The sequence below is a fragment of the Achromobacter sp. HZ01 genome (assembly GCF_003267925.1).
Taxonomy (GTDB): domain Bacteria; phylum Pseudomonadota; class Gammaproteobacteria; order Burkholderiales; family Burkholderiaceae_B; genus Achromobacter; species Achromobacter pulmonis_A.
Genome location: NZ_LWKV01000003.1, coordinates 256,803 through 282,852, shown reverse-complemented (window position 1 = coordinate 282,852; position 26,050 = coordinate 256,803). Strand labels below are relative to the sequence as shown.

Annotated in this window: 29 protein-coding genes and 4 tRNA genes; 20 read left to right on the top strand and 13 right to left on the bottom strand. The window is 66.7% G+C overall.

Annotated features, from left to right (window positions below; all coding sequences use genetic code 11):
- Positions 1–7: 7 nt before the first annotated feature.
- Entirely contained in the window at positions 8–1,012 is a 1,005-nt protein-coding gene (hrcA, locus tag A6B37_RS17365) for a heat-inducible transcriptional repressor HrcA (protein ID WP_102774198.1), read from the bottom strand.
- A 140-nt stretch (positions 1,013–1,152) separates the two neighbouring features.
- Between hrcA and A6B37_RS17360 the strand changes: the two genes are divergently transcribed.
- Both A6B37_RS17360 and recN read left to right on the top strand, forming a co-directional pair.
- Positions 1,153–2,052, top strand: coding sequence for an NAD kinase (locus tag A6B37_RS17360; RefSeq protein WP_102774197.1), 900 nt, complete (start codon positions 1,153–1,155; stop codon positions 2,050–2,052).
- Positions 2,053–2,065: 13 nt separating this feature from the next.
- Positions 2,066–3,727, top strand: coding sequence for a DNA repair protein RecN (recN, locus tag A6B37_RS17355; RefSeq protein ID WP_111826466.1), 1,662 nt, complete (start codon positions 2,066–2,068; stop codon positions 3,725–3,727).
- 102 nt (positions 3,728–3,829) lie between these two features.
- Here the strand turns inward: recN and fur are convergent, their stop codons facing one another.
- Positions 3,830–4,249 carry a ferric iron uptake transcriptional regulator gene (gene fur, locus A6B37_RS17350; RefSeq protein ID WP_062679813.1) on the bottom strand — a complete coding sequence of 140 codons (420 nt, stop codon included), beginning with the start codon at positions 4,247–4,249 and terminating at the stop codon, positions 3,830–3,832.
- 153 nt (positions 4,250–4,402) lie between these two features.
- On the opposite strand from fur, the gene A6B37_RS17345 reads away from it, so the two are divergent.
- Together A6B37_RS17345 and dapB are read left to right on the top strand one after the other, a co-directional pair.
- Positions 4,403–4,939, top strand: a complete 537-nt coding sequence (locus A6B37_RS17345; RefSeq protein WP_102774195.1) for an outer membrane protein assembly factor BamE — start codon at positions 4,403–4,405, stop codon at positions 4,937–4,939.
- 16 nt (positions 4,940–4,955) lie between these two features.
- Positions 4,956–5,747: a 4-hydroxy-tetrahydrodipicolinate reductase gene (dapB, locus tag A6B37_RS17340; protein WP_111826465.1), complete on the top strand. Its 792-nt coding sequence runs from the start codon at positions 4,956–4,958 to the stop codon at positions 5,745–5,747.
- Between the two features lie 64 nt (positions 5,748–5,811).
- On the opposite strand, the gene murB is transcribed toward dapB, so the two are convergent.
- Positions 5,812–6,858, bottom strand: a complete 1,047-nt coding sequence (gene murB / locus A6B37_RS17335; protein WP_111826464.1) for a UDP-N-acetylmuramate dehydrogenase — start codon at positions 6,856–6,858, stop codon at positions 5,812–5,814.
- Positions 6,859–7,102: 244 nt separating this feature from the next.
- On the opposite strand from murB, the gene A6B37_RS17330 reads away from it, so the two are divergent.
- From A6B37_RS17330 to A6B37_RS17320, 3 genes are all read left to right on the top strand, one after another.
- Positions 7,103–7,178: transfer RNA gene (locus tag A6B37_RS17330), tRNA-Gly, on the top strand.
- 134 nt (positions 7,179–7,312) lie between these two features.
- A complete protein-coding gene (locus A6B37_RS17325; protein ID WP_111826463.1) occupies positions 7,313–7,570 on the top strand; it encodes an addiction module antitoxin in 258 nt (85 codons plus the stop codon).
- A 4-nt stretch (positions 7,571–7,574) separates the two neighbouring features.
- A complete protein-coding gene (locus A6B37_RS17320) occupies positions 7,575–7,895 on the top strand; it encodes a type II toxin-antitoxin system RelE/ParE family toxin (protein WP_111826462.1) in 321 nt (106 codons plus the stop codon).
- A 15-nt stretch (positions 7,896–7,910) separates the two neighbouring features.
- Here A6B37_RS17320 and A6B37_RS17315 read toward each other — a convergent pair whose 3' ends face one another.
- Together A6B37_RS17315 and A6B37_RS17310 are read right to left on the bottom strand one after the other, a co-directional pair.
- The gene (locus tag A6B37_RS17315; RefSeq protein WP_111826461.1) at positions 7,911–9,299 is read right to left on the bottom strand and encodes a heavy metal sensor histidine kinase; all 1,389 of its coding nucleotides are present in this window, start codon (positions 9,297–9,299) and stop codon (positions 7,911–7,913) included.
- A complete protein-coding gene (locus A6B37_RS17310; protein WP_111826460.1) occupies positions 9,296–9,994 on the bottom strand; it encodes a heavy metal response regulator transcription factor in 699 nt (232 codons plus the stop codon). The genes A6B37_RS17315 and A6B37_RS17310 overlap by 4 nt, the downstream gene beginning before the upstream one ends.
- A 232-nt stretch (positions 9,995–10,226) precedes the next feature.
- On the opposite strand from A6B37_RS17310, the gene A6B37_RS17305 reads away from it, so the two are divergent.
- Positions 10,227–11,375: a glycosyltransferase family 4 protein gene (locus A6B37_RS17305; protein ID WP_111826459.1), complete on the top strand. Its 1,149-nt coding sequence runs from the start codon at positions 10,227–10,229 to the stop codon at positions 11,373–11,375.
- A gap of 1 nt (position 11,376) precedes the next feature.
- Complete coding sequence (locus A6B37_RS17300; protein ID WP_111826458.1) at positions 11,377–11,763, top strand: DoxX family protein; 387 nt, start codon at positions 11,377–11,379, stop codon at positions 11,761–11,763.
- 7 nt (positions 11,764–11,770) lie between these two features.
- Here A6B37_RS17300 and A6B37_RS17295 read toward each other — a convergent pair whose 3' ends face one another.
- Together A6B37_RS17295 and A6B37_RS17290 are read right to left on the bottom strand one after the other, a co-directional pair.
- Positions 11,771–12,829 (bottom strand): 2Fe-2S iron-sulfur cluster-binding protein, encoded by a 1,059-nt coding sequence (locus A6B37_RS17295; RefSeq protein WP_111826457.1) that lies wholly within the window; start codon positions 12,827–12,829, stop codon positions 11,771–11,773.
- Positions 12,830–12,838: 9 nt separating this feature from the next.
- The gene (locus A6B37_RS17290; RefSeq protein WP_111826456.1) at positions 12,839–13,861 is read right to left on the bottom strand and encodes a hypothetical protein; all 1,023 of its coding nucleotides are present in this window, start codon (positions 13,859–13,861) and stop codon (positions 12,839–12,841) included.
- A gap of 298 nt (positions 13,862–14,159) precedes the next feature.
- On the opposite strand from A6B37_RS17290, the gene A6B37_RS17285 reads away from it, so the two are divergent.
- From A6B37_RS17285 to A6B37_RS17265, 5 genes are all read left to right on the top strand, one after another.
- Positions 14,160–14,235 (top strand) — tRNA-Gly (locus A6B37_RS17285).
- A gap of 166 nt (positions 14,236–14,401) precedes the next feature.
- Positions 14,402–14,974, top strand: coding sequence for a ProQ/FINO family protein (locus tag A6B37_RS17280; RefSeq protein ID WP_102775636.1), 573 nt, complete (start codon positions 14,402–14,404; stop codon positions 14,972–14,974).
- Between the two features lie 123 nt (positions 14,975–15,097).
- A tRNA-Gly gene (locus A6B37_RS17275) sits at positions 15,098–15,173 on the top strand.
- Positions 15,174–15,228: 55 nt separating this feature from the next.
- Positions 15,229–15,302, top strand: a tRNA-Cys gene (locus A6B37_RS17270).
- An 86-nt stretch (positions 15,303–15,388) separates the two neighbouring features.
- A complete protein-coding gene (locus A6B37_RS17265; protein ID WP_111826455.1) occupies positions 15,389–15,988 on the top strand; it encodes a DUF2946 family protein in 600 nt (199 codons plus the stop codon).
- Positions 15,989–15,996: 8 nt separating this feature from the next.
- On the opposite strand, the gene A6B37_RS17260 is transcribed toward A6B37_RS17265, so the two are convergent.
- Together A6B37_RS17260 and A6B37_RS17255 are read right to left on the bottom strand one after the other, a co-directional pair.
- Entirely contained in the window at positions 15,997–16,464 is a 468-nt protein-coding gene (locus A6B37_RS17260) for a nuclear transport factor 2 family protein (protein WP_111826454.1), read from the bottom strand.
- 54 nt (positions 16,465–16,518) lie between these two features.
- Positions 16,519–16,920 carry a DoxX family protein gene (locus A6B37_RS17255; RefSeq protein ID WP_102775607.1) on the bottom strand — a complete coding sequence of 134 codons (402 nt, stop codon included), beginning with the start codon at positions 16,918–16,920 and terminating at the stop codon, positions 16,519–16,521.
- A 104-nt stretch (positions 16,921–17,024) separates the two neighbouring features.
- Between A6B37_RS17255 and A6B37_RS17250 the strand changes: the two genes are divergently transcribed.
- From A6B37_RS17250 to A6B37_RS17230, 5 genes are read left to right on the top strand one after another with little or no spacing between them, the layout of a single operon-like run.
- Positions 17,025–17,957 (top strand): LysR family transcriptional regulator, encoded by a 933-nt coding sequence (locus A6B37_RS17250; protein WP_168202237.1) that lies wholly within the window; start codon positions 17,025–17,027, stop codon positions 17,955–17,957.
- 10 nt (positions 17,958–17,967) lie between these two features.
- Positions 17,968–18,549, top strand: a complete 582-nt coding sequence (locus A6B37_RS17245) for an NUDIX hydrolase (protein WP_102775606.1) — start codon at positions 17,968–17,970, stop codon at positions 18,547–18,549.
- The gene (gene aat, locus A6B37_RS17240; protein ID WP_102775605.1) at positions 18,546–19,319 is read left to right on the top strand and encodes a leucyl/phenylalanyl-tRNA--protein transferase; all 774 of its coding nucleotides are present in this window, start codon (positions 18,546–18,548) and stop codon (positions 19,317–19,319) included. Before A6B37_RS17245 ends, aat begins: the two co-directional genes overlap by 4 nt.
- A 40-nt stretch (positions 19,320–19,359) precedes the next feature.
- Positions 19,360–20,097: an arginyltransferase gene (locus tag A6B37_RS17235; protein ID WP_102775604.1), complete on the top strand. Its 738-nt coding sequence runs from the start codon at positions 19,360–19,362 to the stop codon at positions 20,095–20,097.
- 50 nt (positions 20,098–20,147) lie between these two features.
- Positions 20,148–21,188 carry a quinone-dependent dihydroorotate dehydrogenase gene (locus A6B37_RS17230; protein WP_102775603.1) on the top strand — a complete coding sequence of 347 codons (1,041 nt, stop codon included), beginning with the start codon at positions 20,148–20,150 and terminating at the stop codon, positions 21,186–21,188.
- A gap of 124 nt (positions 21,189–21,312) precedes the next feature.
- On the opposite strand, the gene A6B37_RS17225 is transcribed toward A6B37_RS17230, so the two are convergent.
- Positions 21,313–21,894 carry a phasin family protein gene (locus A6B37_RS17225; protein WP_102775602.1) on the bottom strand — a complete coding sequence of 194 codons (582 nt, stop codon included), beginning with the start codon at positions 21,892–21,894 and terminating at the stop codon, positions 21,313–21,315.
- Positions 21,895–22,278: 384 nt separating this feature from the next.
- On the opposite strand from A6B37_RS17225, the gene A6B37_RS17220 reads away from it, so the two are divergent.
- Entirely contained in the window at positions 22,279–23,256 is a 978-nt protein-coding gene (locus A6B37_RS17220) for a tripartite tricarboxylate transporter substrate binding protein BugD (RefSeq protein WP_102775601.1), read from the top strand.
- A 73-nt stretch (positions 23,257–23,329) separates the two neighbouring features.
- Here the strand turns inward: A6B37_RS17220 and A6B37_RS17215 are convergent, their stop codons facing one another.
- The 3 genes from A6B37_RS17215 to A6B37_RS17205 all read right to left on the bottom strand — a co-directional run bounded on the left by A6B37_RS17215 (position 23,330) and on the right by A6B37_RS17205 (position 25,988).
- Positions 23,330–24,193 (bottom strand): IclR family transcriptional regulator, encoded by an 864-nt coding sequence (locus tag A6B37_RS17215; protein WP_102775600.1) that lies wholly within the window; start codon positions 24,191–24,193, stop codon positions 23,330–23,332.
- 145 nt (positions 24,194–24,338) lie between these two features.
- Positions 24,339–25,154, bottom strand: coding sequence for a molybdopterin-binding protein (locus tag A6B37_RS17210; RefSeq protein WP_102775599.1), 816 nt, complete (start codon positions 25,152–25,154; stop codon positions 24,339–24,341).
- A 33-nt stretch (positions 25,155–25,187) separates the two neighbouring features.
- On the bottom strand, positions 25,188–25,988 hold the full coding sequence (locus A6B37_RS17205; RefSeq protein WP_181391070.1) for an EI24 domain-containing protein: 801 nt from the start codon (positions 25,986–25,988) through the stop codon (positions 25,188–25,190).
- Positions 25,989–26,050 lie beyond the last annotated feature (62 nt).

Here is a 26,050-nt window from a genome sequence, read left to right as displayed (position 1 = left end):
AATGGGCCTACTGGTTGTGGCTGAGGGCGTTGGACAACAGGCGCGCCGTGATGTCCACGATGGGAATGACGCGCTCGTACGCCATGCGGGTCGGGCCGATCACGCCCAGCGTGCCCACCACCTTGCCGTCGACCCCGTAGGGCGCGGTGATGACGGACACTTCCTCCATGGGCACCAGCTGCGAATCGCCGCCGATGTAGATCTGCACGCCCTGCGCGCGGCTGGAGACGTCCAGCAGCTGCAGCAGGTCGGTTTTTTTCTCGAACAGCGAGAACATCTTGCGCAGCCGGTCCATGTCGGAGGCGATGTCGGTCACGTCGAGCAGCTTGCGCTCGCCGGAGATCACCATGGCGTCGCCGTCCTCGGCCGCCTCGGCGCTGGCCTCGACGGCGGCCTGCATCAGGCGCGAAATGTCTTCGCGCAGCTGGGCCAGCTCGGTCGACAGGGTCTGGCGCACCACGTTGAAGGACTTGCCGGCGAAATGCATGTTGAAGAAATTGCCGGCTTCCAGCAATTCCGTCTCGGAGTAATCGCGCTGGACGAACAGGATGCGGTTCTGGACGTCGCCGTCGGGCGTGACGATGATGAGCAGCACGCGCTTGTCGGACAGGCGAATGAATTCGATCTGGCGGAACACCTGCGCGCGCTTGGGCGTGAGCACCACCCCGGCGAACTGGGTGAGGTTCGACAGCAGCGCCGCCGCGGCGTTGACGGCGCGGGTGGGTTCGGCCGCCGCCAGCATCTCGCCCATGTTGTGGGGCTCGAGCTGGTAGGACTGCACCGCCAGCAGCGAATCGACGAACATGCGATAGCCCCGCGGCGTGGGCACGCGGCCGGCGGAGGTATGCGGGCTGTGGATCAGGCCCAGTTCTTCGAGGTCCGCCATGACGTTGCGGATCGTGGCCGGAGACAGATCGAATACTTTCGATAGCGTCCGCGAGCCGACTGGCTGCCCATCGGCGATATAGCGTTCGATCAACGCCTTCAGTAGGGCGCGTGCACGGTCATCCATAACAGGTATTTTAGGGAAACTTTTCCGATTGAGGCGATTTTTGTCCCGCAAGCCAATATGCGGCCCCATATAATCGGCTTAATAGCACATTCCGGGCGGATTTCGGCCCGCGCCCGCCCTTTCTGGATACGCAAGCAGCCATGCACTTTCCTACCGTCGCCCTGATCGGCAGATACCAGGACACCGGCCTGGACACACCGCTGAGAGCCCTCGCCCACGCGCTGGCGCAGGCCGGCCGGCATGTGCTCATCGACGCCGACACGGCGCGCAATACCGGCCTGACCGAATACCCCGTGGCCACGCTCGAGGAAATCGGCCAGACCGCCTCGCTGGCCGTCGTCATGGGCGGCGACGGCACCGTGCTGGGCGCGGGCCGCCACCTGGCGCCCTACGGCGTGCCGCTGATCGGCATCAACCACGGCCGCCTGGGCTTCATCACCGACATCGCGCTGCAGGACGCGCACGGCGCGCTGGCGCGCGTGCTCGAAGGCAGCTTCCAGATCGAGGAACGCACGCTGCTGCAAGGCAGCGTGTGGCGCGGCGACCAGCAGATGTATTCCGCCACCGCCCTGAACGACGTGGTCCTGAACCGCGCCGGGCGCGGCGGCATGATCGAGGTCCGGGTCGAACTCGACGGCGCCTTCATGTACACGCAGCGCGCCGACGGCCTCATCATCGCCACCCCTACCGGCTCGACCGCCTACGCGCTGTCGGCCAACGGCCCCATCCTGCACCCCGGCATGAACGCCATGGTGCTGGTGCCCGTGGCCCCGCAGACGCTGTCGAACCGCCCCATCGTGATTCCCGACACGGGCGTGCTCAACATGACGCTCACGGCCATGGGCCGCGTGGAGGTCGGCGCCAGCGTGCATTTCGACATGCAGACCTGGTCCGACCTGCAGCCGGGCGACCGCATCGTCGTGCAGCGCGCCCCTTACGTCATCCGCTTCGTGCATCCGGAAGGCTACAGCTTCTTCTCCACGCTGCGCCGCAAGCTGCACTGGAACCTGATGCCCCAGGCCACCGACAACGTAGAGTAGTAAGCGCCCCGACATGCTGCGCACCCTGCATATCCGCGACTTCGTCATCGTCGAACAGACCGAGATCCATTTCGGCCCCGGCTTCACCGTCTTCTCCGGCGAGACCGGCGCAGGCAAGTCCATCCTGGTGGACGCGCTGGCGCTGGCGCTGGGCGAGCGCGGCGACGCCAGCATGCTGCGCGAAGGCGCGGCGCGCGCCGACATCACCGCCGTCTTCGACACGCCCAAGACGCTGCACGCCTGGCTCGAAGAACGCGAGATCGACGCCGACGACGAACTCGCCTTGCGCCGCGTGATCGACGCCCAGGGGCGCAGCCGCGCCTACATCAACGGCACGCCCGCCACCGTCGCGCAGTTGCGCGAACTGGGCGACAGCCTGGTCGACATCCACGGCCAGCACGCGCACCAGAGCCTGATGCGCGCCGACGCGCAGCGCGACCTGCTCGACGCCCACGGCGGCCATGGCGAGCTGCGCCAGGCCGTGTCGCAGGCCTGGAAGCAATGGCGCGCGCTGGCGCGCCAGCTGGAATCCGCCGAAAAAGACGCCGCCAGCCTGGCGACCGAACGCGACCGCCTGCAATGGCAGGTGGACGAACTCGACCAGCTGGCCCTCGGCCCGGACGAATGGGACGCGCTGCAGACCGAGCACACGCGCCTGTCGCACGCGCAATCGCTGCTCGACGGCGCCAGCCAGATTCTCGAAGCCCTGGACGGCGAAGGCGATTCGGCGCACCACCGGGTCACCCAGGCCAACCAGCGCATCCAGCAGATGCTGCGCCACGACCCGGGGCTGCAAGGGGTGTACGACGAACTCGAATCCGCGCGCATCGCGATCAGCGAGGCCGTCTCCGACCTGAACAACTACGTCAGCCGCGTCGATCTCGATCCGCAACGCCTTAGCGCCGTGGAAAGCCGCCTGGGCCTGGTGTTCGAGACCGCCCGCAAGTTCCGCACCGAGCCCGACGCCCTGTGCGAACTGCGCGAAAGCCTGCACGCCCAGCTCGCGGCCCTGCAGGCCGCCGGCGACGTCGAGGCGCTGCGGGCGCAAGCGCAGGCCGCCCAGGCCCAGTACGACGCCGCCGCCGCCAAGCTCACCACGGCCCGCCGCAAGACCGCCCGCGATCTCGGCAAGCTGGTCACCCAGGCCATGCAGACGCTGGCCATGCAGGGCGGCCGGTTCGAGCCCACGCTGGCGCCCGCCGCGCCCTCCGCCCACGGCAACGAGCAGGTCGAATTCCTGGTGGCCGGCCATGCCGGCACCACCCCGCGCGCCCTGGCCAAGGTGGCCTCAGGCGGCGAACTGTCGCGCATCTCGCTGGCGCTGTCGGTCATCGCCAGCCGCGCCGCGCGCGTGCCCACGCTGATCTTCGACGAAGTCGACAGCGGCGTGGGCGGCGCGGTCGCCGAAGTCGTGGGCAAGCTGCTGCGCGAACTCGGCGAACGCCACCAGGTGCTATGCGTGACCCACCTGCCGCAAGTCGCGGCCTGCGCCAACAACCAGTTCCTGGTCAGCAAGGCCGAATCGCGCGGCACCACGCGCTCCAGCATCGAAGAGCTGGACCCGTCGGCCCGCGTCGAGGAAATCGCCCGGATGCTGGGCGGCATCAAGCTCACCGCCACCACGCGCGAACATGCGCGCGAGATGCTCCAGGGCTTCGGGCAGGCGCCGGCCTGACCCATCGGCAATACCGCCTGCAATAAAAAAACCCCTTCAATTTGAAGGGGTTTTGGAACTCACTGGCCCGCCGCGAGCGCAGCCACGGGCCGGAGGATCGGATCAGCGTCCTTTCAGGCAGCTGCCGCAGATGCCGTAAAGCACCATGGCGTGGCTTTCCAGGGCAAAGGCGTTGTCCTTGGCAATCTTCTGCTGGCGCTTTTCGATTTCCGGATCCGAGAACTCCACCACCTTGCCGCAATTCGTGCAGATCAGGTGATCGTGGTGATCGCCGTCGTTGAGTTCGAACACTGCCTTGCCGCTGTCGAACTGGCTGCGGGCAAGAATGCCGGCCTGCTCGAACTGCGTCAGCACGCGGTACACGGTGGCCAGGCCGATTTCGACGTTTTCGCCGATCAGGGCGCGATAGACGTCTTCGGCGCTGAGGTGCCGTTGGTCTGATTTGCGGAAAATATCAAGAATTTTCAGGCGCGGGAAAGTCGCCTTCAAACCCATGTTCTTCAATTCGCTTTGGTCGCTCATGGTGTAATCGCTCTCCGTCCGCGTTGGCATGGGCAAGGATGGGTTCACCGCGAGCCGGCTCACCGAATTCATGCCGCCACGCGGAACTATCCTTATGAAACCTTTATGATAACGGTTTTGTCTGCTTCCAAATAATAGGGGCGCGTAGTGTCCATGATTGCACGAATTCCCTCCCGTTCGCTGAAGACCGGCCTGGCCGTCGCCGCCCTGGCCGTCGCCCTGGCCGGATGCTCGGGCGACAAGTGGGGCTTCCCCTACAAGGCCCCCGTCCAGCAAGGAAACTGGATCACCCAGGAACAGGTCGCCCTGCTGCAGCCGGGCATGACGCGGGAACAGGTGCGCTTCGCGCTGGGCAGCCCGACGCTGACCAGCGTGCTGCACGCCAATCGCTGGGACTACCCCTACTACTTCAAGCCCGGCTACGGCGACGCCCAGGAGCGCAAGTTCACCGTCTGGTTCGAAAACGACCGCCTGGTCCGCTGGGAAGGCGACAAGCAGCCCGACCTGCAGCCCTACCAGATCAACACGCCCGACGCCGCCGCCGACGAGAAGGCGGAAAAGCGCCTGAGCGAGGACGAGGCCCGCCAGAAACAGGACGAAGCCGAGAGCCGGCGCGAGGCCGATGCGCCCGTCAGCCCGCTGAACCAATACCCCGGCCAGCCGGGCAACGCGCCCCAGCCGCTCAACTAATTCCAAGGACCCCGCCATGCGTATTGCAATTGCCGGCGCCAGCGGCCGTATGGGCCAGATGCTGATCGACGCCGTCCTGAACGCCCCCGACCTGGAGCTCACGGTCGCGCTCGACCGCGCCGGCTCGACCGCGCTGGGCCAGGACGCCGGCGCCACGCTGGGCAAGCAGACGGGCGTGGCCATCACCGACGACCTCGACGCGCTGGCCCAGGCCGACTGCCTGATCGACTTCACCCGTCCGGAAGGCACGCTCGAACACCTGCAGGCCTGCGTCAAGCACGGCGTCAAGGCCGTCATCGGCACCACCGGCTTCGACGACAATGGCCGCGCCGCGATCGAAGTCGCCGCGCAGAAGACCGGCATCGTGTTCGCGCCCAACATGAGCGTCGGCGTCAACGCCACGCTCAAGCTGCTCGACATGGCCGCCCGCATCCTGAACGCCGGCTACGACGTCGAAGTCTTCGAAGCCCACCACCGCAACAAGGTCGACGCGCCCTCCGGCACCGCCCTCAAGATGGGCGAGACCATCGCCTCGGCCTGGGACGTCGCGCTGCCCGACGTCGCCACCTGGAGCCGCCACGGCGACACCGGCGTGCGCAAGCCCGGCACCATCGGCTTTTCCGTGCTGCGCGGCGGCGACATCGTGGGCGATCACACCGTGTCCTTCTGCGGCGTCGGCGAACGCATCGAGATCACGCACCGTTCTTCCAGCCGCGCCACCTACGCCCAGGGCGCGCTGCGCGCGGCGCGCTTCCTCGAAGACAAGCACAACGGCCTGTACGACATGCAATCGGTGCTCGGCCTCTGAGTCCGCGCCCCGACAAAAAAAAGGACCTGCAAAGGTCCTTTTTTTCTGCCCGGAACCAGCCGGATCACACGACGACCGGCTCGGGCTCCAGCCGCACGCCGTAGCGCCCGAACACCGACTCCTGGATCGCGCGCGCCAGGGCCATGATGTCGGCCGCGCCGGCGCCTCCCCGGTTGACCAGCACCAGGGCCTGGCGGTCGTGCACGCCGGCGGCGCCCAGCGCCCGCCCCTTCCACCCGCATTGGTCGATCAGCCAGCCCGCAGCCAGCTTGTAGCGGCCGTCCGGCTGCGCGTAGGACACCAGGCCCGCGTGGCGTTCGGCCAGCGCGTCGCGCACGTCGGCCGGCACGATGGGATTCTTGAAAAAGCTGCCGGCGTTGCCGGTGACCGCCGGATCGGGCAGCTTGGCGCGGCGGATTTCGCACACCGCGTCGAAAATCGCGCGCGCCGTCGGCGCCTGCGCCGCCAGCCGCGCATGGCGCTGCAGGTCGGGGTAGTTCAGCACCGGACGCCAGGGCCGCGGCAAGGCGAAACGCACGCTCACGATGATCCAGCGCCCCGGCTCGTCATGCTTGAACACGCTGTCGCGGTACGAAAACCGGCAAGCCGCCGCGTCCATGTCGACGTAGCGCGCCTCGCGCACGTCCCACGCGGTCAGCCCGTGGAAACGCTCCTGCAGCTCGACGCCGTAGGCGCCGATGTTCTGCACCGGCGCCGCCCCCACGGTGCCGGGTATCAGCGCCAGATTCTCCAGCCCGTCCCAGCCCTGTTCGATGCAGGTCTGCACGAAGCCATGCCAGTTTTCACCGCCCGCCGCCTCGACCAGCCAGGCATCCGGCCCCGCCTGCAGCAGACGCACGCCCTTGAACCCGACCCGCGCCACCAGCCCCGACACCCGCTCGGGCAGCACCAGGTTGCTGCCGCCGCCCAGCACCAGCAGCGACGACGCCTGCCGCGCCAGGCGCGACAGCGCCGGCAGCTGGGCCGGATCGTCCAGCGTGACGAAGGCCTCGGCCCGCGACGCCAGGCCCAGCGTATTGAGCCGGGTGAGATCCTGGCTGACCGGAGACATGGAAATCGGCGCGACGGCGTCAGCGAAGGAATTTGACATGGGCACGACTGTGTATGCTATAGTTTCTGTCTTCGCTCATATTACTTGATTGAGTGTTTGATCTGGCTTTTGCCTGCCTTGTCTTATCCGCACCCCGTGCAGTGAACAAGACTGGACGGCACAGATCAAATGACAAGCTCAAAAAAATCATGTAGAATGCGCGCCTTCCGATCGATAACCAAGTTGATCGGAGTGAATAAGAAACCGGTTTCGGCATTGCAGAGTGTGATGGCACGAAACCCACGCGGGAGTAGCTCAGTTGGTAGAGCGCAACCTTGCCAAGGTTGAGGTCGCGAGTTCGAGACTCGTCTCCCGCTCCAGATTCCAGAAAAGGCCCAGACTTCGGTTTGGGCCTTTTTGCTTTTCCGCCCCGCCCGGCAAAGCGTCGTCCCAGGATTTGTTGTTGTATTCAAATTTAATAATATTGAATACAAATCCCTCATGGGAATCAATCATGCCCAAGACCACTACGACCATGACGGTCCGCCTTAGCGGCCCGCTTAGCGATTTCGTCGCCGCCAACGTCGGCGAGCATGGCGCTTATGAGAACGTCAGCGAATACGTGCGCGATCTGATCCGACGAGACAAGGAGCGCGTGGAACAGGAGGCATCCGACCGCTTGAAAGCGGAACTGGCCCTTGCTTACGCCGCTCCCGAATCTTCGTACCTGCCGCTGTCAGCGGCCGAGGTGATCGCGCGCAACCGGGCCTGACAGCGTGGCGCAGACAAGGATACGAGTCCAAGAGGCCGCGGCCTACCGGCTCGACGAGATCTATCGATATACGCGGAACCGTTGGGGCACTCAGCAGGCCGACCGCTATATTACCGGCCTGTTCAAGGCTTTCGACGGAATCGAAACCCGCAAGACGCCATCGGGTCCCGTACCGGCCGAATTCGGCATAGACGGTTATTTTTTTCGCTACGAGCAACACTTCGCCTACTGGCGCCGGCTCTCCAACAACGATATCGGCATCGTGACGACACTCCACGAACGGATGCACCGGATCGACCGCCTTCGGGAAGATTTCGGCCTGTGAACGCGCGGTCCAGCCTCACTCCCCGCCCGCCCTCGCCTCCCCGCTCGCCATTGAAAACCCAAACGTATTGACTCCGCCCTCGCTGCGCACGAACACGTCGCCGCGGTGGATCGAGGCAATCGCCTTGACGATCGCCAGACCCAGACCGTGGTGCTTGCCGCTCTGGCTGCGCGCCGACTCGGCGCGGAAGAAGCGTTCGAACAGGCGCGGCAGGATCTGGGGATCTATCGGCGCGCCGCGGTTGGAGACTTCGACGTAAGCGTAGCCCTGCCGCTCGCGCATCGTCACGCCGATTTCGGTGCCGGGATCGGCATAGCAGGCCGCGTTCTCCAGCAGGTTGGCCAGCGCCCGGTGAAACAGCCTGCGGTCCACGCAGGCGCGAGCGTCGCCCTGCATAAGGACCGTCAGTTCCTTCTCGACGAACAGCGGCTCGACGTACTCCGCGGTCTTGGCGGCTTCTTCGCGCAGCGAGACTTCGCCCAGGTCCATCGCCATCCTGCCGACCTGCGCGTGCGACAGGAACAGCATGTCGTTGACGATGGAGGTCATGCGCTCCAGCTCCTCCATGTTGGACTGCAGCAGTTCCTTGAATTCCTGCCGGTCCTTGCCCACCGCCAGCCCGAGCTGCGTCTGCCCGATCAGGTTGGTCAGCGGCGTGCGCAGTTCGTGCGCCACATCGGCGTTGAAGCTCTCCAGCTGGCGCCAGGCCACCTCCTGCCGCTCCAGCACGCCATTGAAGGACACCGCCAGGTCTTTGATCTCGGCCGGCAGGCGGCGGATGTCCAGGCGCTGCCCGTTGTTGCCGGGCGCCAGCCCGTGCGCCTGGCCGCTCAACAACCGCACCGGCGCCAGCCCCAGCCGCGCGATGCCGTAGCCCAGCAAGGCCACCAGCAGCACGCCGGCGATGGAGATGGCGATCAGCACGCTGGTGAAATCGCCCAGCGTCTTCATGTACGGCGTGGAATCCAGCGCGACGACCAGGCGCACCGAGGGGCGGTCGCCGGCCGGCCCGATGGTGGTGATGAGGACGTTCAGCGGACAGCAGCCCTTGTTGCCGGGCAGGACCGAAAAGCCGTCGGGCACGCGGCTCCACTCCACGCCCTCGGGCGCCGGGCCGCCGTAGCGGTAGCGCGGATCGTCGCTGATGATCCAGTGCTGCGCGTCCAGCCCGTCGTCCGGCGTCATGGCGCCGAGCCGGGAGACCAGCTTGGGCCACATCGCGGGCGACTCGCGCGACATCACCAGCGGGTCCAGGAAGGCGTGGCGCAGCTCCAGCTCGTTTTCCATCTGCTGTTGCAGCGACATCTTGAGCGAGCCCTGCAGCAGCACCGCGCAGACGGAAACGATCAAGGCCACCGACAAGGCGAACATCAGCGCCAGGCGCGACGAAATCGAGGGGCTCATGAGGCGTCGGACGCAGTTTCGTCGCGGCTTTCCAGCAGGTAGCCCATGCCCCTGACGGTGTGCAGCAGCTTCTTTTCGTAGGGCGCGTCGACCTTGACGCGCAACCGCCGCATCGCCACTTCGACCACGTTGGCGTCGCTGTCGAAATTCATGTCCCAGACCTGTTCGGCGATCATCAGTTTGGACAGGATTTCGCCCTGATGGCGCGCCAGCAGACTGAGCAGCGCGAACTCCTTGGCCGTGAGATCCAGCCGCTGGCCGGCGCGGGTGGCGCGGCGCGCCATCATGTCGACCTGCAGGTCGTCGACCTGCAGCAGCGTCATGTCGACGCCGTTTCCGCCGCGGCGGCGCAGCAGCGCCTGGATGCGCGCCACCAGCTCGGTGAACGAGAACGGCTTGGGCAGGTAGTCGTCGGCGCCCTTGCGCAGGCCCTTGACGCGCTCGTCCACCGAGCCGCGGGCCGACAGCATCAGCACCGGCGTCTGCTTGCGCGCGCGCAGGCGCTCCAGGAAGGCATAGCCATCCTGGCCTGGCAGCATGACGTCCAGGACGATGCCGTCGTATTCGTGTTCCAGGGCCAGGAACAGGCCGTCGACGCCGTCGCCGGAGACGTCCACGGTGTAGCCCAGGCCGGTCAGCCCACGCTTGATGTACGAAGCCGTCTTGGGCTCGTCTTCCACTACCAGCAGGCGCATGGGTTTCCTTCGAGATTTGCTTTCGATGCGCCGGCCGCCGTCACGGGGCGCCTCCTGAATTTATACCGCCGGCGCCGTCAGCAGCATGACTCGAACCTGACGCAATTGTCAGGAAACGGGCCGGTCAGCCTGCCGTCATGTTCGTGTCAGGCCTGGGTCACGCTGGGGTCAGCGGCCCTTGCATAGAGTGCGGAAACATGCACATCCGGCGGGAAATGCGGGCCCGAGATCCATGAAGATTCTGTACACCAACTACCACAAAGGCGACGGCGGCGGCCACACCACTTACCTGTCCACCCTCATCCGGCAGCTGGGCGGGCTGCACAACCTGACGCTTGCCGTGCCCGCGTCGAGCCGGCTTTACCGCGATTCCAGCCTGGCCGGCATGAGCCGCAAGGTGGCGGTGGAATACTCCAGCCGCATCTGGCGCACGCCCGCGCTGGTCGCCCGGCTGAAGGCGCTCATGGAGGCGGAGCGCTTTCACATCGTGCACGTCAACGGCCCGCTGGACCACCGCTGCGTGATGCTGGCGCGCATGCGCATGCGCGGGCCGCGCCCCCGCATCGTCTACACCAAGCACGACAACCATGAAATTTCCGGGCTGGGCGCGCGGCTGCGCGCCGGCCTGGGCACCGACCAGGTCATCGCGGTATGCGACGACACGGCGCGCAGGCTGCGCGCCTCGCCCTATGCGCGCTGCCCCATAAGCACCATCAAGAACGGCGTGGACACGGAATACTACCGGCCGCGCCCGCCCTCGGACTCCCCGGTATGGCCCATTCCGATCCGGGGCCGCCTGGTGATCGGCAGCAACGCCGGCACGGCGGACTACAAGAACTGGCTGCACATGGTGGAGGCGGTGGCGCTGCTGCCACGGCACCTGCGCGAACAGGCGCTGGTGGCGGTCGCCGGCCAGCCGCCCAGCGCCGCGCAGCTCGCGCGCATCCAGGAACTGGACATGATGGGCCAGGTGTACTACGCGGGGCTACTCACCGACGTGCGGCCTTTCGTGGCGGAGTTCGACCTGGGCTTCGTGCTGTCCAGCCGCATCGAGACCATCTCGTTCGCCTGCCGCGAAATGATGGCCATGGGCAAGCCGGTCATGGTGAGCCGCTACGCGGGCCTGCCCGAGAACATCGACGACGGCGTGAACGGCTGGTTAGTGAAGCCGTCCTCGCCGCAGGACATCGCGCAATGCCTGACCCGCATTCTTGCGCAGCGGCCGCGGCTCGACGCCATGAGCCAGGAGGCCCGCGCCAAGAGCGTGGCCGAATTCGGCGTGCAGGGTTTCGTCGCACAGACACAGCAGTTGTACGCCGACCTGCTCGCCGCGCAGAACGTCCACCACGCAACCATCACATCACCACAAGGAGCAAAGTGACATGGACCAAAACCGCCTTCAACTCGCCGCACGCCTGCTGCTGGCCTTGCTTTTCCTGGTCGCGGGCATCAGGAAGGCCCTCGCCTTCGGCGGCACGGCGGGCTATTTCGCCAAGCTCGGCCTGCCGGCGCCCGAGCTTCTGGCGATCATGGTGATCCTGGTGGAAATCGGCGGGGCCGTCGCCGTGGCGCTGGGCTGGCGGCTGCGCGACGTGGCGCTGGCGATGGGCGCGTTCACGGTGCTCACGGCCTTCATCGGCCATCCGTTCTGGGCCGCGGAACCGGCGCAGTTCTCCGGCCAGCTGAACAGCTTCCTGAAGAACCTGGCGATCGCGGGCGGCTTTCTGCTGCTGGCCGCGCCGGCTTTCAGGCCGGCGCCGCGCCGATAGCGCCCCGTCAGGCCGCGGCGCCCGACAGCAAATGGGCGTCGTCGGCCACCGTGGGCCGCTGCTGGGCGTGGAAACCTTCGGTGTGGATCGCGTCCGGTTGCGCGCCCAGGCGCGTGGCCGCGGCCACGGCCGAGGCGACGAAGCCGGGACTGCCGGCGGCGAACACCGTGTGCCGCGACAGGTCCGCCGCCACCTCCGCCAGCACGTCCTGGACGTGGCCCGCGAGGCAGCCGTCGCGCTGCTCGCGGGTCAGCGCGATGCGGTAATCGAACTTGCGGTGACGGGCGCGCCACCACGCCAGCATGCCCAGCCCGTATACGTCGGCATGGGTGCGCGCCGACACCACCAGCATGACGCGCTGGCGAAAGCCGCGGCGCATGGCCGCTTCGGTCAGCGCCAGGATGGGCGCCAGCCCGGTGCCGGCGGCCAGGCACAGTATCGGCGCGTCCACGGCGGGATCGCCGATGAAAGTGCCGTAGGGACCGGCCAGCTTGATGTTGTCGCCCGGCATCAGCGTATCGTGCGCCCACACGCTGGTGGCGCCGCCGTCCTGGCGCGCGATCTGCAGCACCAGTTCGCCGTCGGGCCGCGGGGCGTTGGAGATCGAGTACGCGCGCGGCGCGACGCCCGCGCCGGGGTCGCCCAGCATCACGTACTGGCCGGGCCAGTAGCGCATGGGCTTGCCCAGCGGCCGCAGGCGCAGCTCCATGACGCGCGGGGCCAGCGGCCGTTTGTCGGTGACCACGAACGGCTGGTTTTCGCGCGGCGGAAACAGCTTGGGCCGCGCGTCGGCCGTGCCCCATTCGATCTCCAGCGCGTCGTCCAGCGGCTTGGCCATGCACATGAGGCCGTAGCCCTGGGCGCGCTCCTGCGGGGTCAAGGCCATGTCCAGCACGGTGCCCTGATCGAACGCGCCGGCGAGCACCTTGACCTTGCATTCGCCGCAGGCGCCGGCGCGGCAGTTGTTGGGCAAGGCGTAGCCCGCCCGCTCCAGCGCCGTCAGCACGGTGTCGCCGGGCACGCACTCCACCGTCCGGCCGGAGGGTTGTATGGTGATGGTAGTCATGTCATGAGGTCAGAACACCGGGATGATGTCTTCCAGGTCCACGTCCGACACTTCCTGGCCGGTGATGCCGACTTCGGGGATGGCGGGGAACGGAATGTTGTAGCGGTCCAGCACGCCTTTCAGGTTGAGCATGGCGTTGCGCCAGTTCTCCAGCTTGGCCTCATGGGTGGGAATGCCGAAGCCGGCCTCGCGCGCCACTTCCTCGGCCTCGCGCTGGTTGGCGATGAAGTCGGCCGGCAGGTCCCAGAACTCCATCGGCGGCTCGAACAGCACGGCCGACAGGAACAGATAGCCGGCGCGGATCTGCTTGGTCACCACCGCCTTGACGTCGTCCTTCAGCCCGGGATAGTCGCGCTCCATCACGGCCATACAGATGGCCATGTGGCGGCCCTCGTCGCGGCCGATGTTCTTGAAACCTTCCTTGAACACGGCTTCGCGCGAGTTTTCGTACATCTGCTTGAAGATCGTGGCGGCCGCGATCTCGCCCATCAGGAACGAACTGAACAGCACCGCGAGATCGTATTTCGGCACCGCCTTCTTGTAGCCCGTCCAGTAGCGCGAACCGTTGAAGTACAGCCACTGCGCGTTCTTCTGCAGCCGCTTGCCGAGTTCGGTCTTGGGCGTGTAGGTGAGCGGGTCGGGATGCTCCAGCAGCCGCGTGATGGCCAGGCCGCACATGATCTCGTGGTTCTGTTCGTCGCGCGTGACCGAGAAAAAACATTTGCGCACGACGTCCTCTTCATGGACCTCGTAGGTCTTGACCAGGGCCTCGGCGAATACCGGCGGCGCCGACGCGTCGAACACCGACAACAGCGTCCACCAATAGGCAATCGCCTCGCGTTCTTCCCAGCTGTAGCTTTCCAGGTCCAGGGTGTCCCAGGGCAATTTCTCCGGGTCCCAGTTCTCTCGCAGGGATGCTTCCCAGACCTCCTGAAGTTTGCGGGTCTTGCAGACCCACGACAGCGGATAGACGTTGGGCTGCTCTATCGGCGGCGGCAGTTCCTGCGTGGCGGCATAACGTTGCTTTTCCATGGCTTTCCTCTCCTCCTTGATCGGATGGGCGTCGTGCGATCGCGAAGTGTCGCGACCCGATTAAGTGATACTGAATTTTTTGTTATCTACATTTTTCTGTATCACTTAATTCGAAGCAGAGTATGGGACCAGCCGCCCGGCCCTGTCCATCAACACATGCGCAGAATCTTGATATGGATCAAGCTGAATGGGCCGTCGCCTGCGCGGCTGGCGTTTCCGGAAAAATTGGGTATACTTCCGCCTCGCTTGCCACAAGCCGCCGCCGGTCTCCGTGATCGCAGACGGTCCAGGCAACGATGCGGGAGTAGCTCAGTTGGTAGAGCGCAACCTTGCCAAGGTTGAGGTCGCGAGTTCGAGACTCGTCTCCCGCTCCAGATTTCGATTTCCGAAAACGCATGCGCGGTTTTTGGGAAATCCCGGTGAAAAGGGCCCTCGGGCCCTTTTTTTATCGCCCGGCCCATCCGCAACCACTCGCAGTGCCCCGGTCACGGACATGGGGTAACCTTCTGGTTGCACAAGTCAGAGGTGTTGGAAAGAACAATGGGTTTTGAAAAACTTGCCGACCTGCGAGAGCAGCTCCGGGCGCAAGCCCAGCAAGCGGCGCCAGCCCAACCGAAAGCCGCAGGCCAGTCGAAAAAGCGCGATGCCGCCAAGCAGCAACGCAATCCCGCCCGCAAGCAGGAGGCCAGGAAGCGCGAGCCGGTCGATCCCACGATCGAGGCGATCTGGCGCCTGCAGAAGCAGTTCCCGCTGGCCTTCCCCAAGAATCCCGCGCCCAAGGTGCCGCTCAAGGAGGGCATCCTGGCCGATGCCGCCCAACACCTCGAAGCGCTGTCCATGACGCAGGAACAGCTCAAGCTGGCCATCGCCGAATGGTGCAAGGGCAGCCGCTACTGGGCCTGCCTGACCGAAGACGCGCCGCGCATCGACCTGCAAGGCCAGCCCGTGGGCAAGGTGACCGCACAGCAGGCCGCCTACGCGCGCCGCCAGGCCAGCCGCCGCCCCGCCGGCAAGCCGCGCGCCAAGGCCGCGCCCGCGCCGAAGCCCGATGCGGCCGCCGACGCCGCGCCGCAGGCCGAGGCTGAAGCTGCGCCCGCGGCGGAAACGCACTGAATCCCGTTATTGGCACAAGTCCGAAATTCTGTGTATAATCGCTGTCTTTGGTGAACACGGCCTTTTTCTTGAAAAAGAAAAACGCACCAAAAACACATGCAGGGCATCGAATGCAATGCATATGCGGGAGTAGCTCAGTTGGTAGAGCGCAACCTTGCCAAGGTTGAGGTCGCGAGTTCGAGACTCGTCTCCCGCTCCAAATTATAAAAAGGAAGCAACGGCCTATACCGAGCTTCCTTTTTTCTTGAAATGCTGGCGCAATGGCAGAGTGGTTATGCAGCGGATTGCAAATCCGTGTACGTCGGTTCGATTCCGGCTTGCGCCTCCAGCAGCTTCTCCAGTCTCCCCCCTTTTCCGCTATTCTTGCCTGCTGACCATCGGCTGCGCGACGCACGCCATTGCGGCACGGGGAATATGGACCAATCAGTAAAAGACGCTCTCGCCCGCTGGCCCGACGTGCCGGCGGTGTACGGCTGGCTGTCGCTGGACGCCAGGGGCCGCTGGCGGCTGCATCCGCAGGGCCTGTCCGCGCAGGGCGGGCCGGGCGAATCCATTACCAACAGCCAGATCCTGGCGTTCATCAACCGCAATTACGAACATGACGAGGCCGGCCGCTGGTATTTCCAGAACGGCCCGCAGCGCGTGTACCTGCGCCTGGATGCCGCGCCCTACGTGTTGCGGCTCGACGATGAGGCCGGCGCCCTGCTCACCCACACGGACGCCGCGGTCGAGGCGGTGACCGGCTGGCGGCTGGACGATGCCGGCCGGCTTTACGCCATGACGCCGCTGGGCGCGGGCGTCGTGCTGGACCGCGACCTGCCGGCGCTGCTGGAAAAGCTGGTCACCGGCGACGGCGCGCCGCTGCTGGAAGCGCTGGACGAGCTGGCGCCCGGCGGCGCGATCCAGGTCGCATGGCCCGGCGCCTATCCGGCCGCGCCGCTGGCGCCGGTCGCGCAGGCCGACGTCGCGCGGGAGCTGGGGTTCGATCCCGATCCCCGGCCGCCCGCGGCCTGAGCGCCGGCTCAGAACATGCCGTTGGCGTTGGCGGACCGCTCGGGGATGGGCTGGACCGCATCCCAGTGCTCGACGATCTTGCCCTGTTCCAGGCGGAAGATATCGATGATGGCGCTGCCGCGCGTGCCGGGTTCGCGCACCGCGTGCACATGCAGGATCACGTAGTCCCCGTCGGTGAAGGCGCGCTTGATCTCGCTCCGGGACTGCGGATACTTGTCGCGCAGAAAGGCGATGAACTTGCGAAAGCCGTCCGGCCCGTCTTCCGCGTTCGGGTTGTGCTGCACATAGCGGTCGCCCACATACTTCAGCGCCGCCTCGGCATCCTTCTGGTTCAGGCCCTTCTCGTAGAAGGCCAGCACCGCCGCCTTGTTGGCGGCTTCCTGTTCGGCCGACGCATGGGCGGCCAATGGCGACAGCGCGGCGGCCAGCAGCGACGCGGCCGCGGCGCGCTTGAGAAACGACAGGGGCAAGGACATGGCAACTCCGGTGTTTGGGGACGACCGTTCCATTCTATGGGCCGCGCGCGGCGCTCAGCCGCGGCGGCTGCCGTACAGCGCGAATTTGCCGTCGCCCAGCAGCGCCAGCGCGGCGGCCGCCACGGTCAGGAAGACCGGGTATTCCCAGCCGCCGCCCGGATTGCCGGAGCTCCAGCCGTTGCCGAAATGCACGGTCGAGGCCACCAATAGCTGCACCGCGGCGATGGCGGCGATCCAGCGCGGCACCACGCCCAGGATCAGCAGCACGCCGGCGCCGATCTCGAAGAAGGTCACCGGATAGGCCAGCCAGCCGGCGAAGCCGATCTTGGCGAAGAACTGGGCCGTGCCGGGCAGCGTGAACACCAGCAGCTTGGTCAGGCCATGGGCCAGAAACATGGCGCCTAGCGCCAAGCGCAGCAGCAGCGCGGCATAAGGCGCGGTACGGGTATCAACCATTGCACTCTCCTGGAGCGATCATTCGGGAGCGCTATTCTTGCGATTCCAAAAACAATGATAAAGATGGAGAATCGCAAATTATTGTTCCTCGATAGGAAACAATCTTGGACACGCATACCGCCATGCAGACCTACGCCAAGGTGGTGGAACTGGGCTCGTTCGCGGCGGCGGCCGACAAGCTGGGCCAGGCCCGTTCCGTCGTCACGCGCCAGATCGCCTACCTGGAGCAGCGCTACGGCGTGCGGCTGCTGAACCGCACGACCCGCAAGCTCAGCATGACCGACGCCGGCCGCGCGTTCTACGAGCGCGTGCGCCCCATCCTGGCAGAAGTGGCGGACCTGGAGCAGTCGCTGCAGGCCGAGGGCCAGCGTCCCAGCGGCCGGCTGCGCGTCAGCGCGCCGGTGTCTTTCGGCATCCTGCACCTGGGCCCGGCCATCGCCGAATACCTGCAGCGCTATCCCGACGTGGTCATCGACCTGGACCTGAACGACCGCGTTGTCGACCTGGTGGAAGACGGCTTCGACGTGGCGGTGCGCATCGGCCCGCTGCTGGACTCTTCGCTGGTGGCGCGTCCGCTGGCGCCGCAGCAGCTGCTGGTGTGCGCGGCCCCGTCCTATCTGGCGCGCCACGGCACGCCGCAAAGCCCGGAAGAACTCAGGCAGCATCGCTGCCTGCACTACGCCTACGCCAGCACCGGCAACGAATGGCATTTCGAGAAGGACGGCGTGACCCACTTGGTGCGCGTGAACGCCGCGCTGCGCGCCAATAACGGCGACGTGCTGCGCACCGCGGCGCTGGCCGGGCACGGCATCATCCTGCAGCCCGACTTCCTGGTGGGCGAAGACGTGCGCGCCGGACGGCTGGTGGCGCTGCTGACCGACTACGCGCACACCCCGATCTCCATGTACGCGCTCTACCCGCACCGGCGCTTTCTGTCGCCCAAGGTGCGGTCCTTCGTCGAACACCTGGAAGCGCGCTACGGGGCGGCGCCCCCGCCCGCGCCGGGCCGGCGCGCCAGTCCCCGCCGCAGCCGGTAGAATCCTACCCATGACCGCCAAATCGCCCATCGAATACTTCCCCGCGCCGCGCCGTTCGCATTTCTGCAGCCAATGCGGCTCGCCCGTCAATCGCCGGGTGCCGGAGGGCGACAACCGCGAACGCGACATCTGCGACCACTGCGGGGCCATCCACTACCAGAACCCCCGCCTCGTGGTCGGCACCGTGCCGGTCTGGGAAAACCGCGTGCTGCTGTGCCGGCGCGCGATCGAGCCGCGCTACAACACCTGGACGCTGCCCGCCGGCTTCATGGAACTGGGCGAAAGCACGGCGCAGGGCGCCGCGCGCGAAACGCTGGAAGAAGCCGGCGCCCGCATCCAGCTGGGCGAGCTCTACACCGTCATCGACCTGCCGCAGATCGACCAGGTGCACGTGTTCTACCTGGCCCAGGCCCTGTCGCCCGACCTGGACCCCGGCCCCGAGAGCCTGGAAGCGCGCTACTACGAAGAATCCGAAATCCCCTGGGACGACCTGGCGTTCCGCACCGTGGCCACCACGCTGCGCCACTATTTCGAGGACCGCAAGTCCGGCGTGTTCTCGCCTCACCACTACACCCTAGAATCGCACCGTTGAAACTGCCCTGGCTCGCCGTCGATACGCCGTTCCCGCCTGCCGAGTTCGCGCTGACGGACCCCGACGGCCTGCTGGCCGCGGGCGCTGACCTGTCCATCCCGCGGCTGATCCAGGCTTACTCCAACGGCATCTTCCCGTGGTATTCGGAAGGCGAGCCCATTCTGTGGTGGAGCCCCGATCCGCGCATGGTGCTGGCGGTCAGGGATTTCGCGCCCTCGCACTCGCTGCGCAAGCTGCTGCGCAGGCTCGCGCGCGAGGAGGCCGCGGGCCAGGCCCGCGTGCAGGTGCGCGTGGACACCGCGTTCGAGCGGGTCATGGCCGCCTGCGCCGCGCCGCGCGACGGCCAGCCCGGCACCTGGATCACCGGCGCGATGCAGCAGGCCTACCGCGCCTGGCACGAGGCCGGCTACGTGCACAGCATCGAAACCTGGATCGATGGCGAACTGGCCGGCGGCCTGTATGGCATCAGCCTGGGCCGCATGTTCTTCGGCGAATCCATGTTCGCCCGCCGCCCCGACGCCTCCAAGGTGGCGCTGGCCTACCTGGTGCGCTACCTGGCCGCGCACGGCGTGCAGCGCATCGACTGCCAGCAGCAGACCCGCCACCTGGCGAGCCTGGGCGCGCGCCCGATCTCGCGCGTCGCGTTCCTGCAGCATGTGCGCGGCGCCACCGCGCAGCCCGGGCCGCCGTGGACGCGCGGCACGCTCGACAGCGCCGGACGCCTGCATCCGGACGGCGCCTGCGGACCGGGGAACGGCGTTACTATGTAGCCGTCCCGTCGCGGACTCGCCGCCGTCTTCCGGGATCGCCATGAGCCAGCTTAAAGAACTTCCCTTCTCGACCCTGCAGTTCTACGCAACCGCTCCCTACCCCTGCAGCTATCTGCCTGGCCGCCAGGCCCGCTCGCAGGTCGCCGCGCCCGGTCACCTGATCAACGCGGGCACGTACTCGCAGCTGGTGGAACAGGGCTTTCGCCGCAGCGGGCTGTTCACCTACCGCCCCCATTGCGACAACTGTCAGGCCTGCATTCCGGTGCGGGTGGACGCGGCCGGCTTCGCGCCCAACCGCAGCCAGCGCCGCGCCTGGCGCGCGCACCAGGACCTGCAGTCCTTCGTCGCCGAACTGGCCTGGTCGCCCGAGCACTACCGGCTCTATACGCGCTACCAGCAAGGCCGCCATCCCGGCGGCGGCATGGACGAGGACAGCCGCACCCAGTATGCGCAATTCCTGCTCACCAGCCGCGTCAATACCCGGCTGGTGGAATTCCGCAGCCCCGAGGGCGAGCTGGTCATGGTGTCCATCATCGACGTGCTGGACGACGGCCTGTCCTCGGTCTACACGTTCTACGACCCGGACCACCCCGGCAGCCTCGGCACCTACAGCATCCTGTGGCAGGTCGAGCAATGCCGCATCCTGAACCTGCCCTGGCTCTACCTGGGCTACTGGATCGCCGCCAGCCGCAAGATGTCCTACAAGTCGAATTTCCATCCCGCGCAGTTCCTGGTCGACGGCGCCTGGCGCGACCAGCCCGAACCGCCGGCCGCCTGATCCCGGCGGCGGGCGCAGGGCCGGCCGAATTCGCTCTACAATTCCGCCCCATGTCTATTCTCTTCCACGCCTATCCCCTGGCCCGCCCGGCGCTGTTCGCCATGGACGCGGAAACCGCCCACGAAGTCACTTTGTCGGGCCTGCAGCGCGCCTATGACTGCGGCGCCACGCGCAAGCTGCTGCACGCGCAGCCCAAGGCGCCGTGCACGCTGATGGGGATGCAGCTGGCCAACCCGATCGGGCTGGCCGCGGGGCTGGACAAGAACGGCGCCTATATCGACGCGCTCGGGAATCTGGGATTCGGCTTCATCGAAGTGGGCACGGTCACGCCGCGCGCCCAGCCCGGCAATCCCAAGCCGCGCATGTTCCGGCTGCCGCGCGCCAACGCGCTCATCAACCGGCTGGGCTTCAACAACCAGGGCCTGCCGGCCTTCCTGGCCAACGTGCAGCGCAGCACCTGGCGCACCCAGGGCGGCATCCTGGGCCTGAACATCGGCAAGAATGCCGACACCCCGATAGAACGCGCGGCCGACGACTACCTGATCGGCCTGGAAGGCGTGTATCCGCACGCGGACTACGTGACGGTCAATATCTCGTCGCCCAACACCAAGAACCTGCGCGCGCTGCAGGGCGGCGACGAACTGTCGGCGCTGCTGGCGCAGCTGGCCGACAAGCGCAAGGCGCTGGAAGACCGGCACCAGCGCCGCGTGCCGATGGCGGTGAAGATCGCCCCGGACCTCACGCAGGAACAGATCGACGCCATCGCCGACGCCCTGCCGCGCCACGGCATCGACGGCGTCATCGCCACCAACACCACGCTCTCGCGCGACGCGGTCGCCGGCCAGCCGCATGCCGAAGAAGCCGGCGGCCTGTCGGGCGCGCCGGTGCACGAGCTGTCGCTGGCGGTCATCCGCCGGCTCAAGCAGCAATTGGGAAGCAGCCTGGCCATCATCGGGGTGGGCGGGGTGATGTCGGGCCGCCAGGCCCGCGAGAAGCTGGAAGCCGGCGCCGACGCGGTGCAGCTCTATACCGGCCTGATCTACCGCGGCCCGGCCCTGGTGGGCGAATGCGTGCGGGCCGTGGCCCGCTGACCGGGAAAAAAAAGGGGCCACCCATCGGGTGGCCCTAATTCCAGCTCTGCTCTGTCACTCAACAGTACTACATTACTGCGGTTTGCGCACTAGCGGTTTGCGCGCCGGTGCGCGCGCCAAAGGCTCAGGCGGCGCTGCGGCGGCTGCGGCTGGCGACCTTGTTGGCGGCCTCGGCAGCGTCGGTGGCGGCCTTGAACGTGGCGTTGGCGGCGGCGTTCAGGTTCGACTCGGCGACTTCGGCGGCCTGCTTGGCGGCCTTGCTCATCGAATCGTAGGCGCTGGTCGCGGTGGCCAGCGAGGACTTGATCAGGGCGACGGCGCTTTCGGAGCCGGTCGGGGCGTTCTTGGAGAACTGGTCGACCACTTCGCTCAGCTGTTGCTGGCTTTCGGCGATCTGTTCTTCGGTCAGCTTGACCAGGCTGCCTTGCACGCCGGCGACGATGTCGTACACGTGCTTGGTGTAGGCCATGGCCTTTTCGGCGCCCGGCTGCAGCAGGCCCGAGGCGAAAGCGGCGGCTTCCTGCGGGTCCTTCAGTTCGGCGGCTTGCTGCGACTTCTGGGCGACTTCGTCCAGGGTGGCCTTGACGACCTTCAGGTTCAGCTCGACCAGCTTTTCGAAACCGGCGAACACAGCCGATTGAGCGGCCACGAGGGTGTTGATGTTGGCCTTTTGACGGTCCAGGACTTGTTGCGGAATGGCGCTCATAGAATGCTCCTTGGGAGGTAGCCGGGGGGCGATCCGGCAAATAAGGATTGGTTGTCTGCGACGAAGGGGTAAACGTGCGCGGAAACTGGTACTACAAGCTACCGCCGGCTCGTTTGATGCACTGCACAATTGCCATTCTAGGCTGGGAAAAAAACTTGTCAAGGAGTTTTTGTGCGGTGCAATAAATGATTGCACTTTCCCGGCGAGCCCCCGCGGACCGGCGTTTGATCCAAGACAAACAGCCCCCCGCTTGGGGAAAAACCGGACGTGACGGCGTATCAATTCTTTTCTACACTGCTTTCACGCCGCTGAAAAAAACATAATCGACAAGTCAGCCGGCAATAACTAAATCGCAGCAAGCAAAACCCTGCAACTGGAGACTCCATGACCCTCATTCCCCGCACGCTGTCGGCCCTGCTCGCCGCAAGCGCCATGCTCGCTGCCGGCGCAGCCCAGGCGGAATACCCGGATCGCCCCGTCAATATGGTGGTGCCTTTCGCCGCAGGCGGCCCGACGGACAACGTCGCGCGCTCGCTGGCCGAGGCCATGCGGACCGCGCTGGGCCAGACAGTCGTGGTCGAAAACAAGGGCGGCGCCGGCGGCACGATCGGCACCACCCAGGTGGCGCGCGCGCAGCCCGACGGCTATTCCGTCCTGCTGATGCACGCCGGTTTTTCGACGGCGCCGTCGCTGTACAAGAACCCCGGGTATGACCCCTACAAGAGCTTCGAGCCCATCGGCCTGGTGGTCGACGTGCCGATGACCATCATCGCGCGCTCGGACTTCCCGCCCAACAACATCCAGGAACTGGCCGACTACGTCAAAAAGAACAAGGACAAGGTCTCGCTGGCCAACGCCGGTATCGGCGCCGCCAGCCACCTGTGCGGCACCATGCTGGTCGAAGCGCTGGGCGTGCAGCTGCTGACCATCCCGTACAAGGGCACCGCGCCGGCCATGAACGACCTGCTGGGCAAGCAGGTGGACCTGCTCTGCGACCAGACCACCAACACCACGCAGCAGATCGACAGCGGCAAGGTCAAGGCCTACGCCGTCACCAGCCTGAAGCGCGTGCCCACGCTGCCCAAGCTGCCGACCATGGACGAGTCCGGCTACAAGGGCTTCGAAGTCGGCATCTGGCATGGCATGTGGGTGCCGAAGGGCACGCCCAAGCCGGTCGTGGACAAGCTGGTCAAGAGCCTGCAGGCCGGCCTGGCCGACCCCAAGTTCCAGGAACGCATGAAGCAGCTGGGCGCCACGGTCCTGACGGCCGAAGCCAACCCGCAGGCGCTGGAAGCCAAGGTCAAGCAGCAGGTCCCGCAATGGGCCGAGCTGTTCAAGAAGGCCGGCGTCGAAGCGCAATAAGGCCGCCTCGCCCGCTCAGGCGGATGCAAAAAAGAAAAGCCCCGCGGGGCTTTTCTTTTTGGGCGCGGGACGGTCAGCCCCTGAGCGCCTCGGCCGCCATGCCCAGCCCGTTGAAGCTGGCGGACACCGACGGCTCGTAGCCCAGCGCCTCGGAGATGCTGGCGGCGGTGTCCACCAGCGCCTTGATCCATTCGTCCTGCAGGCGTTCGGCCGGCGCCGAGATCGACAGCCCGGCCACCAGCTTGCCGGTATCGTCGAATATGCCCGCGGCGATGCAGCGCACGCCCAGTTCGAGCTCTTCGTTGTCGCGCGCATAGCCGTGGCGGCGCACCAGCGCCAGCTCGCGCTCCAGGCGGTCCAGGTCGGTGATGCTGTTGCGCGTGTGGCCGGCCAGCCCGGTGCGCAGCGCGTAGGCGCGCACCAGGCGCGCATCGCCGGTGGACAGGAACAGCTTGCCGGTGGAGGTCAGGTGCAGCGGCGCGCGTCCGCCGATGGCGCGCACCACCTGCATGCCCGAGCGCTCGCTCCAGGCGCGGTCGATGTACACGATCTCGTCGCCCTGCTGCACCGACAGGTTGATGGTCTGCCCGGTCAGCTTGTGCAGCGAACGCATGGCGGAGATGGCCGCCTCGCGCACGTTCAGGCGCCCCTTGACCAGCGAGCCCAGCTCCAGCAGGCGCATGCCCAGCTGGTACAGGCCGTTGTCGACCCGCTCGACGTACCGGCCGACCACCAGATCGTTGAGGATGCGGTGCGCGGTGGACGCGTGCAGGCCCGTGGTGGCGGACAATTCCTTGAGCGTCACGGGGTCCGGCTGCGCGGCCAGGGCGTCGAGCAGGCGCATGGCGCGCTCGATCACCTGGATGGCGATGGGATGGGCGGAAGCGCCTTCGGTTTCGGCGTCCAGGGGATTGCGGGAGGGCGAAAGACGGGCCATGGGATGATGTGGGTCTGCGCCGCAGGCGAACTGCTTGCGGCGACGCAACAAACATTTCTATCCCGTATTGTGAAATTTACCAGCCTGTTTGGCAATGGATTTTTCGTAAATAAAACGGGGCCACACCTTATCCGCCTGCCGGCCGTCAGACGCCGGCCGGCGCTTCCAGCTTGCCGCCCAGGCGCAGGACCTCGGCCCGCAGGAAGGCCAGGGCCTCGGCCGCGCCCTCGGGCTCGCCCTTCACGCCCAGCTCGATATGCGGGGCGCCGCCGGTCTCGCCGACGCTGGGCAGGCTGAAGGCGCGCACGCCCGGCCAGCGCGTTTCCACGCTGACCATGGCCGGCGTGATGCGCGACTCCGGCATGCCGAACACCAGGAAGGAATGCTCGGCGTGGACGCGCACATGCTGCAGCGCACGATAACGGGTGTCCAGCGTCCATTCCAGCATCGGCCAGGCCATGACGGGAAAGCCGGGCACGAAGGTATGGTCGCGGATGAAGAAGCCCGGAATCCGGTTGTAGGGGTTGGGCACGATCTCGCAGCCCTGCGGGAACACGCCCATCTGCAGGCGCTGCTGGTTCTCGGGCGCGCTCATGTCGGCCGTGCCCTGCCCTTTGGCGGCCAGCTCGGCGGTGCGCTGGGCGATGGCCTGCTCGGCCTCGGGATGCAGCGCCAGCGGCAGGTCCAGCGCGGCGGCCGCTGCCTGCCGGGTGTGGTCGTCCGGCGTGCCGCCGATGCCGCCGCAGGAGAACACCACGTCGCCCGAGGCGAAGCTGCGGCGGTACGCCGCCGTCAGCGTGTCGCGGTCGTCGGGCAGGATCTCGGTCCAGCCCAGCTGCATGCCGCGCGCGCCCAGCAGCTCGACGACTTTGGAAAAATGCTTGTCCTGACGGCGGCCCGAGAGGATTTCATCCCCCACGATGATGAGGCCGATGCGGCGGGCGGCGGGTTCTGCGGCCATGTACGGTTCCAGAGTGGTGAGAAGAATGACGCCTCAGGCGTCGATGACGCGGTCCTGGCGCAGGCGCTTGAGCGCCTCCAGTCCGTAGTGCGCGTAGACCAGGGCCGAGAACACCGGCAGGATGATCCACGCCGGCGGCAACAGGTTCAGCAGCGAGCAGATCAGCCCGATGGTCCAGAAGCCGCCGTTGTTGCGTTCCAGGATGAGCTTGCGCTCGGCCGGGCTGGCATGTTCGACGATGGCGTCCACGCGCATCATGCGCGAAAACGCGAAGGCCCACCAGAAGATGGACAGCACCACCGCCATCGGCGGCACCAGCCACAGCGGCAAGGTCAGCGTCCAGCCCACGGCGAAGGCGACCGACACCCACACCGCGTTCCAGACGCTGACCGCGGTGGAAAACTTGCCCTGCCGGCTGACCGACGCGTACTCGCGCTGGCCCACGTGGCGCAGCACCAGCGGCATGACGAAGACGGCGGCGATGGCCAGCCCCAGGATGCCCGAGACCGGCAGCAGGATGGCCGCGGCGATGACCGGGATCAGATAGATCTTGAGCGAGAACAGGCCGACGGCGACCAGCCATTCGTCGACCCGGTTGACCACGTCCCAGTGCGAGACCTCGGCGCGCAGCCAATCGGTCAGCGGCGTCCAGAACAGCCACAGCAGCAGGAAGGCGCCCACCAGCGCGATCAGGAAAGGCAGCAGGACCGCGAACAGCATCGTCGGGTGGCATTGCGACACCAGCGCGCGCTTGAACGCCTGGCCCACGTTGGCCGCGCCCGCGCCGGCGCTGGAAAGACGGTCCTGCTCGGGCGTGGGGGAATCGGTGCGCATAACGGTCATGGCGTGGACAAAGAGGCGGTGGACATCCCGGGTATGATAGTCAAACACGCCTC

Coding starts and splice junctions, on each gene's coding strand:
- hrcA (WP_102774198.1), bottom strand. CDS start 1,012: ATGGATGACCGTGCACGCGCCCTACTGAAGGCGTTGATCGAACGCTAT.
- A6B37_RS17360 (WP_102774197.1), top strand. CDS start 1,153: ATGCACTTTCCTACCGTCGCCCTGATCGGCAGATACCAGGACACCGGC.
- recN (WP_111826466.1), top strand. CDS start 2,066: ATGCTGCGCACCCTGCATATCCGCGACTTCGTCATCGTCGAACAGACC.
- fur (WP_062679813.1), bottom strand. CDS start 4,249: ATGAGCGACCAAAGCGAATTGAAGAACATGGGTTTGAAGGCGACTTTC.
- A6B37_RS17345 (WP_102774195.1), top strand. CDS start 4,403: ATGATTGCACGAATTCCCTCCCGTTCGCTGAAGACCGGCCTGGCCGTC.
- dapB (WP_111826465.1), top strand. CDS start 4,956: ATGCGTATTGCAATTGCCGGCGCCAGCGGCCGTATGGGCCAGATGCTG.
- murB (WP_111826464.1), bottom strand. CDS start 6,858: ATGTCAAATTCCTTCGCTGACGCCGTCGCGCCGATTTCCATGTCTCCG.
- A6B37_RS17325 (WP_111826463.1), top strand. CDS start 7,313: ATGCCCAAGACCACTACGACCATGACGGTCCGCCTTAGCGGCCCGCTT.
- A6B37_RS17315 (WP_111826461.1), bottom strand. CDS start 9,299: ATGAGCCCCTCGATTTCGTCGCGCCTGGCGCTGATGTTCGCCTTGTCG.
- A6B37_RS17310 (WP_111826460.1), bottom strand. CDS start 9,994: ATGCGCCTGCTGGTAGTGGAAGACGAGCCCAAGACGGCTTCGTACATC.
- A6B37_RS17305 (WP_111826459.1), top strand. CDS start 10,227: ATGAAGATTCTGTACACCAACTACCACAAAGGCGACGGCGGCGGCCAC.
- A6B37_RS17300 (WP_111826458.1), top strand. CDS start 11,377: ATGGACCAAAACCGCCTTCAACTCGCCGCACGCCTGCTGCTGGCCTTG.
- A6B37_RS17295 (WP_111826457.1), bottom strand. CDS start 12,829: ATGACTACCATCACCATACAACCCTCCGGCCGGACGGTGGAGTGCGTG.
- A6B37_RS17290 (WP_111826456.1), bottom strand. CDS start 13,861: ATGGAAAAGCAACGTTATGCCGCCACGCAGGAACTGCCGCCGCCGATA.
- A6B37_RS17280 (WP_102775636.1), top strand. CDS start 14,402: ATGGGTTTTGAAAAACTTGCCGACCTGCGAGAGCAGCTCCGGGCGCAA.
- A6B37_RS17265 (WP_111826455.1), top strand. CDS start 15,389: ATGGACCAATCAGTAAAAGACGCTCTCGCCCGCTGGCCCGACGTGCCG.
- A6B37_RS17260 (WP_111826454.1), bottom strand. CDS start 16,464: ATGTCCTTGCCCCTGTCGTTTCTCAAGCGCGCCGCGGCCGCGTCGCTG.
- A6B37_RS17255 (WP_102775607.1), bottom strand. CDS start 16,920: ATGGTTGATACCCGTACCGCGCCTTATGCCGCGCTGCTGCTGCGCTTG.
- A6B37_RS17245 (WP_102775606.1), top strand. CDS start 17,968: ATGACCGCCAAATCGCCCATCGAATACTTCCCCGCGCCGCGCCGTTCG.
- A6B37_RS17235 (WP_102775604.1), top strand. CDS start 19,360: ATGAGCCAGCTTAAAGAACTTCCCTTCTCGACCCTGCAGTTCTACGCA.
- A6B37_RS17230 (WP_102775603.1), top strand. CDS start 20,148: ATGTCTATTCTCTTCCACGCCTATCCCCTGGCCCGCCCGGCGCTGTTC.
- A6B37_RS17225 (WP_102775602.1), bottom strand. CDS start 21,894: ATGAGCGCCATTCCGCAACAAGTCCTGGACCGTCAAAAGGCCAACATC.
- A6B37_RS17220 (WP_102775601.1), top strand. CDS start 22,279: ATGACCCTCATTCCCCGCACGCTGTCGGCCCTGCTCGCCGCAAGCGCC.
- A6B37_RS17215 (WP_102775600.1), bottom strand. CDS start 24,193: ATGGCCCGTCTTTCGCCCTCCCGCAATCCCCTGGACGCCGAAACCGAA.
- A6B37_RS17210 (WP_102775599.1), bottom strand. CDS start 25,154: ATGGCCGCAGAACCCGCCGCCCGCCGCATCGGCCTCATCATCGTGGGG.
- A6B37_RS17205 (WP_181391070.1), bottom strand. CDS start 25,988: ATGCGCACCGATTCCCCCACGCCCGAGCAGGACCGTCTTTCCAGCGCC.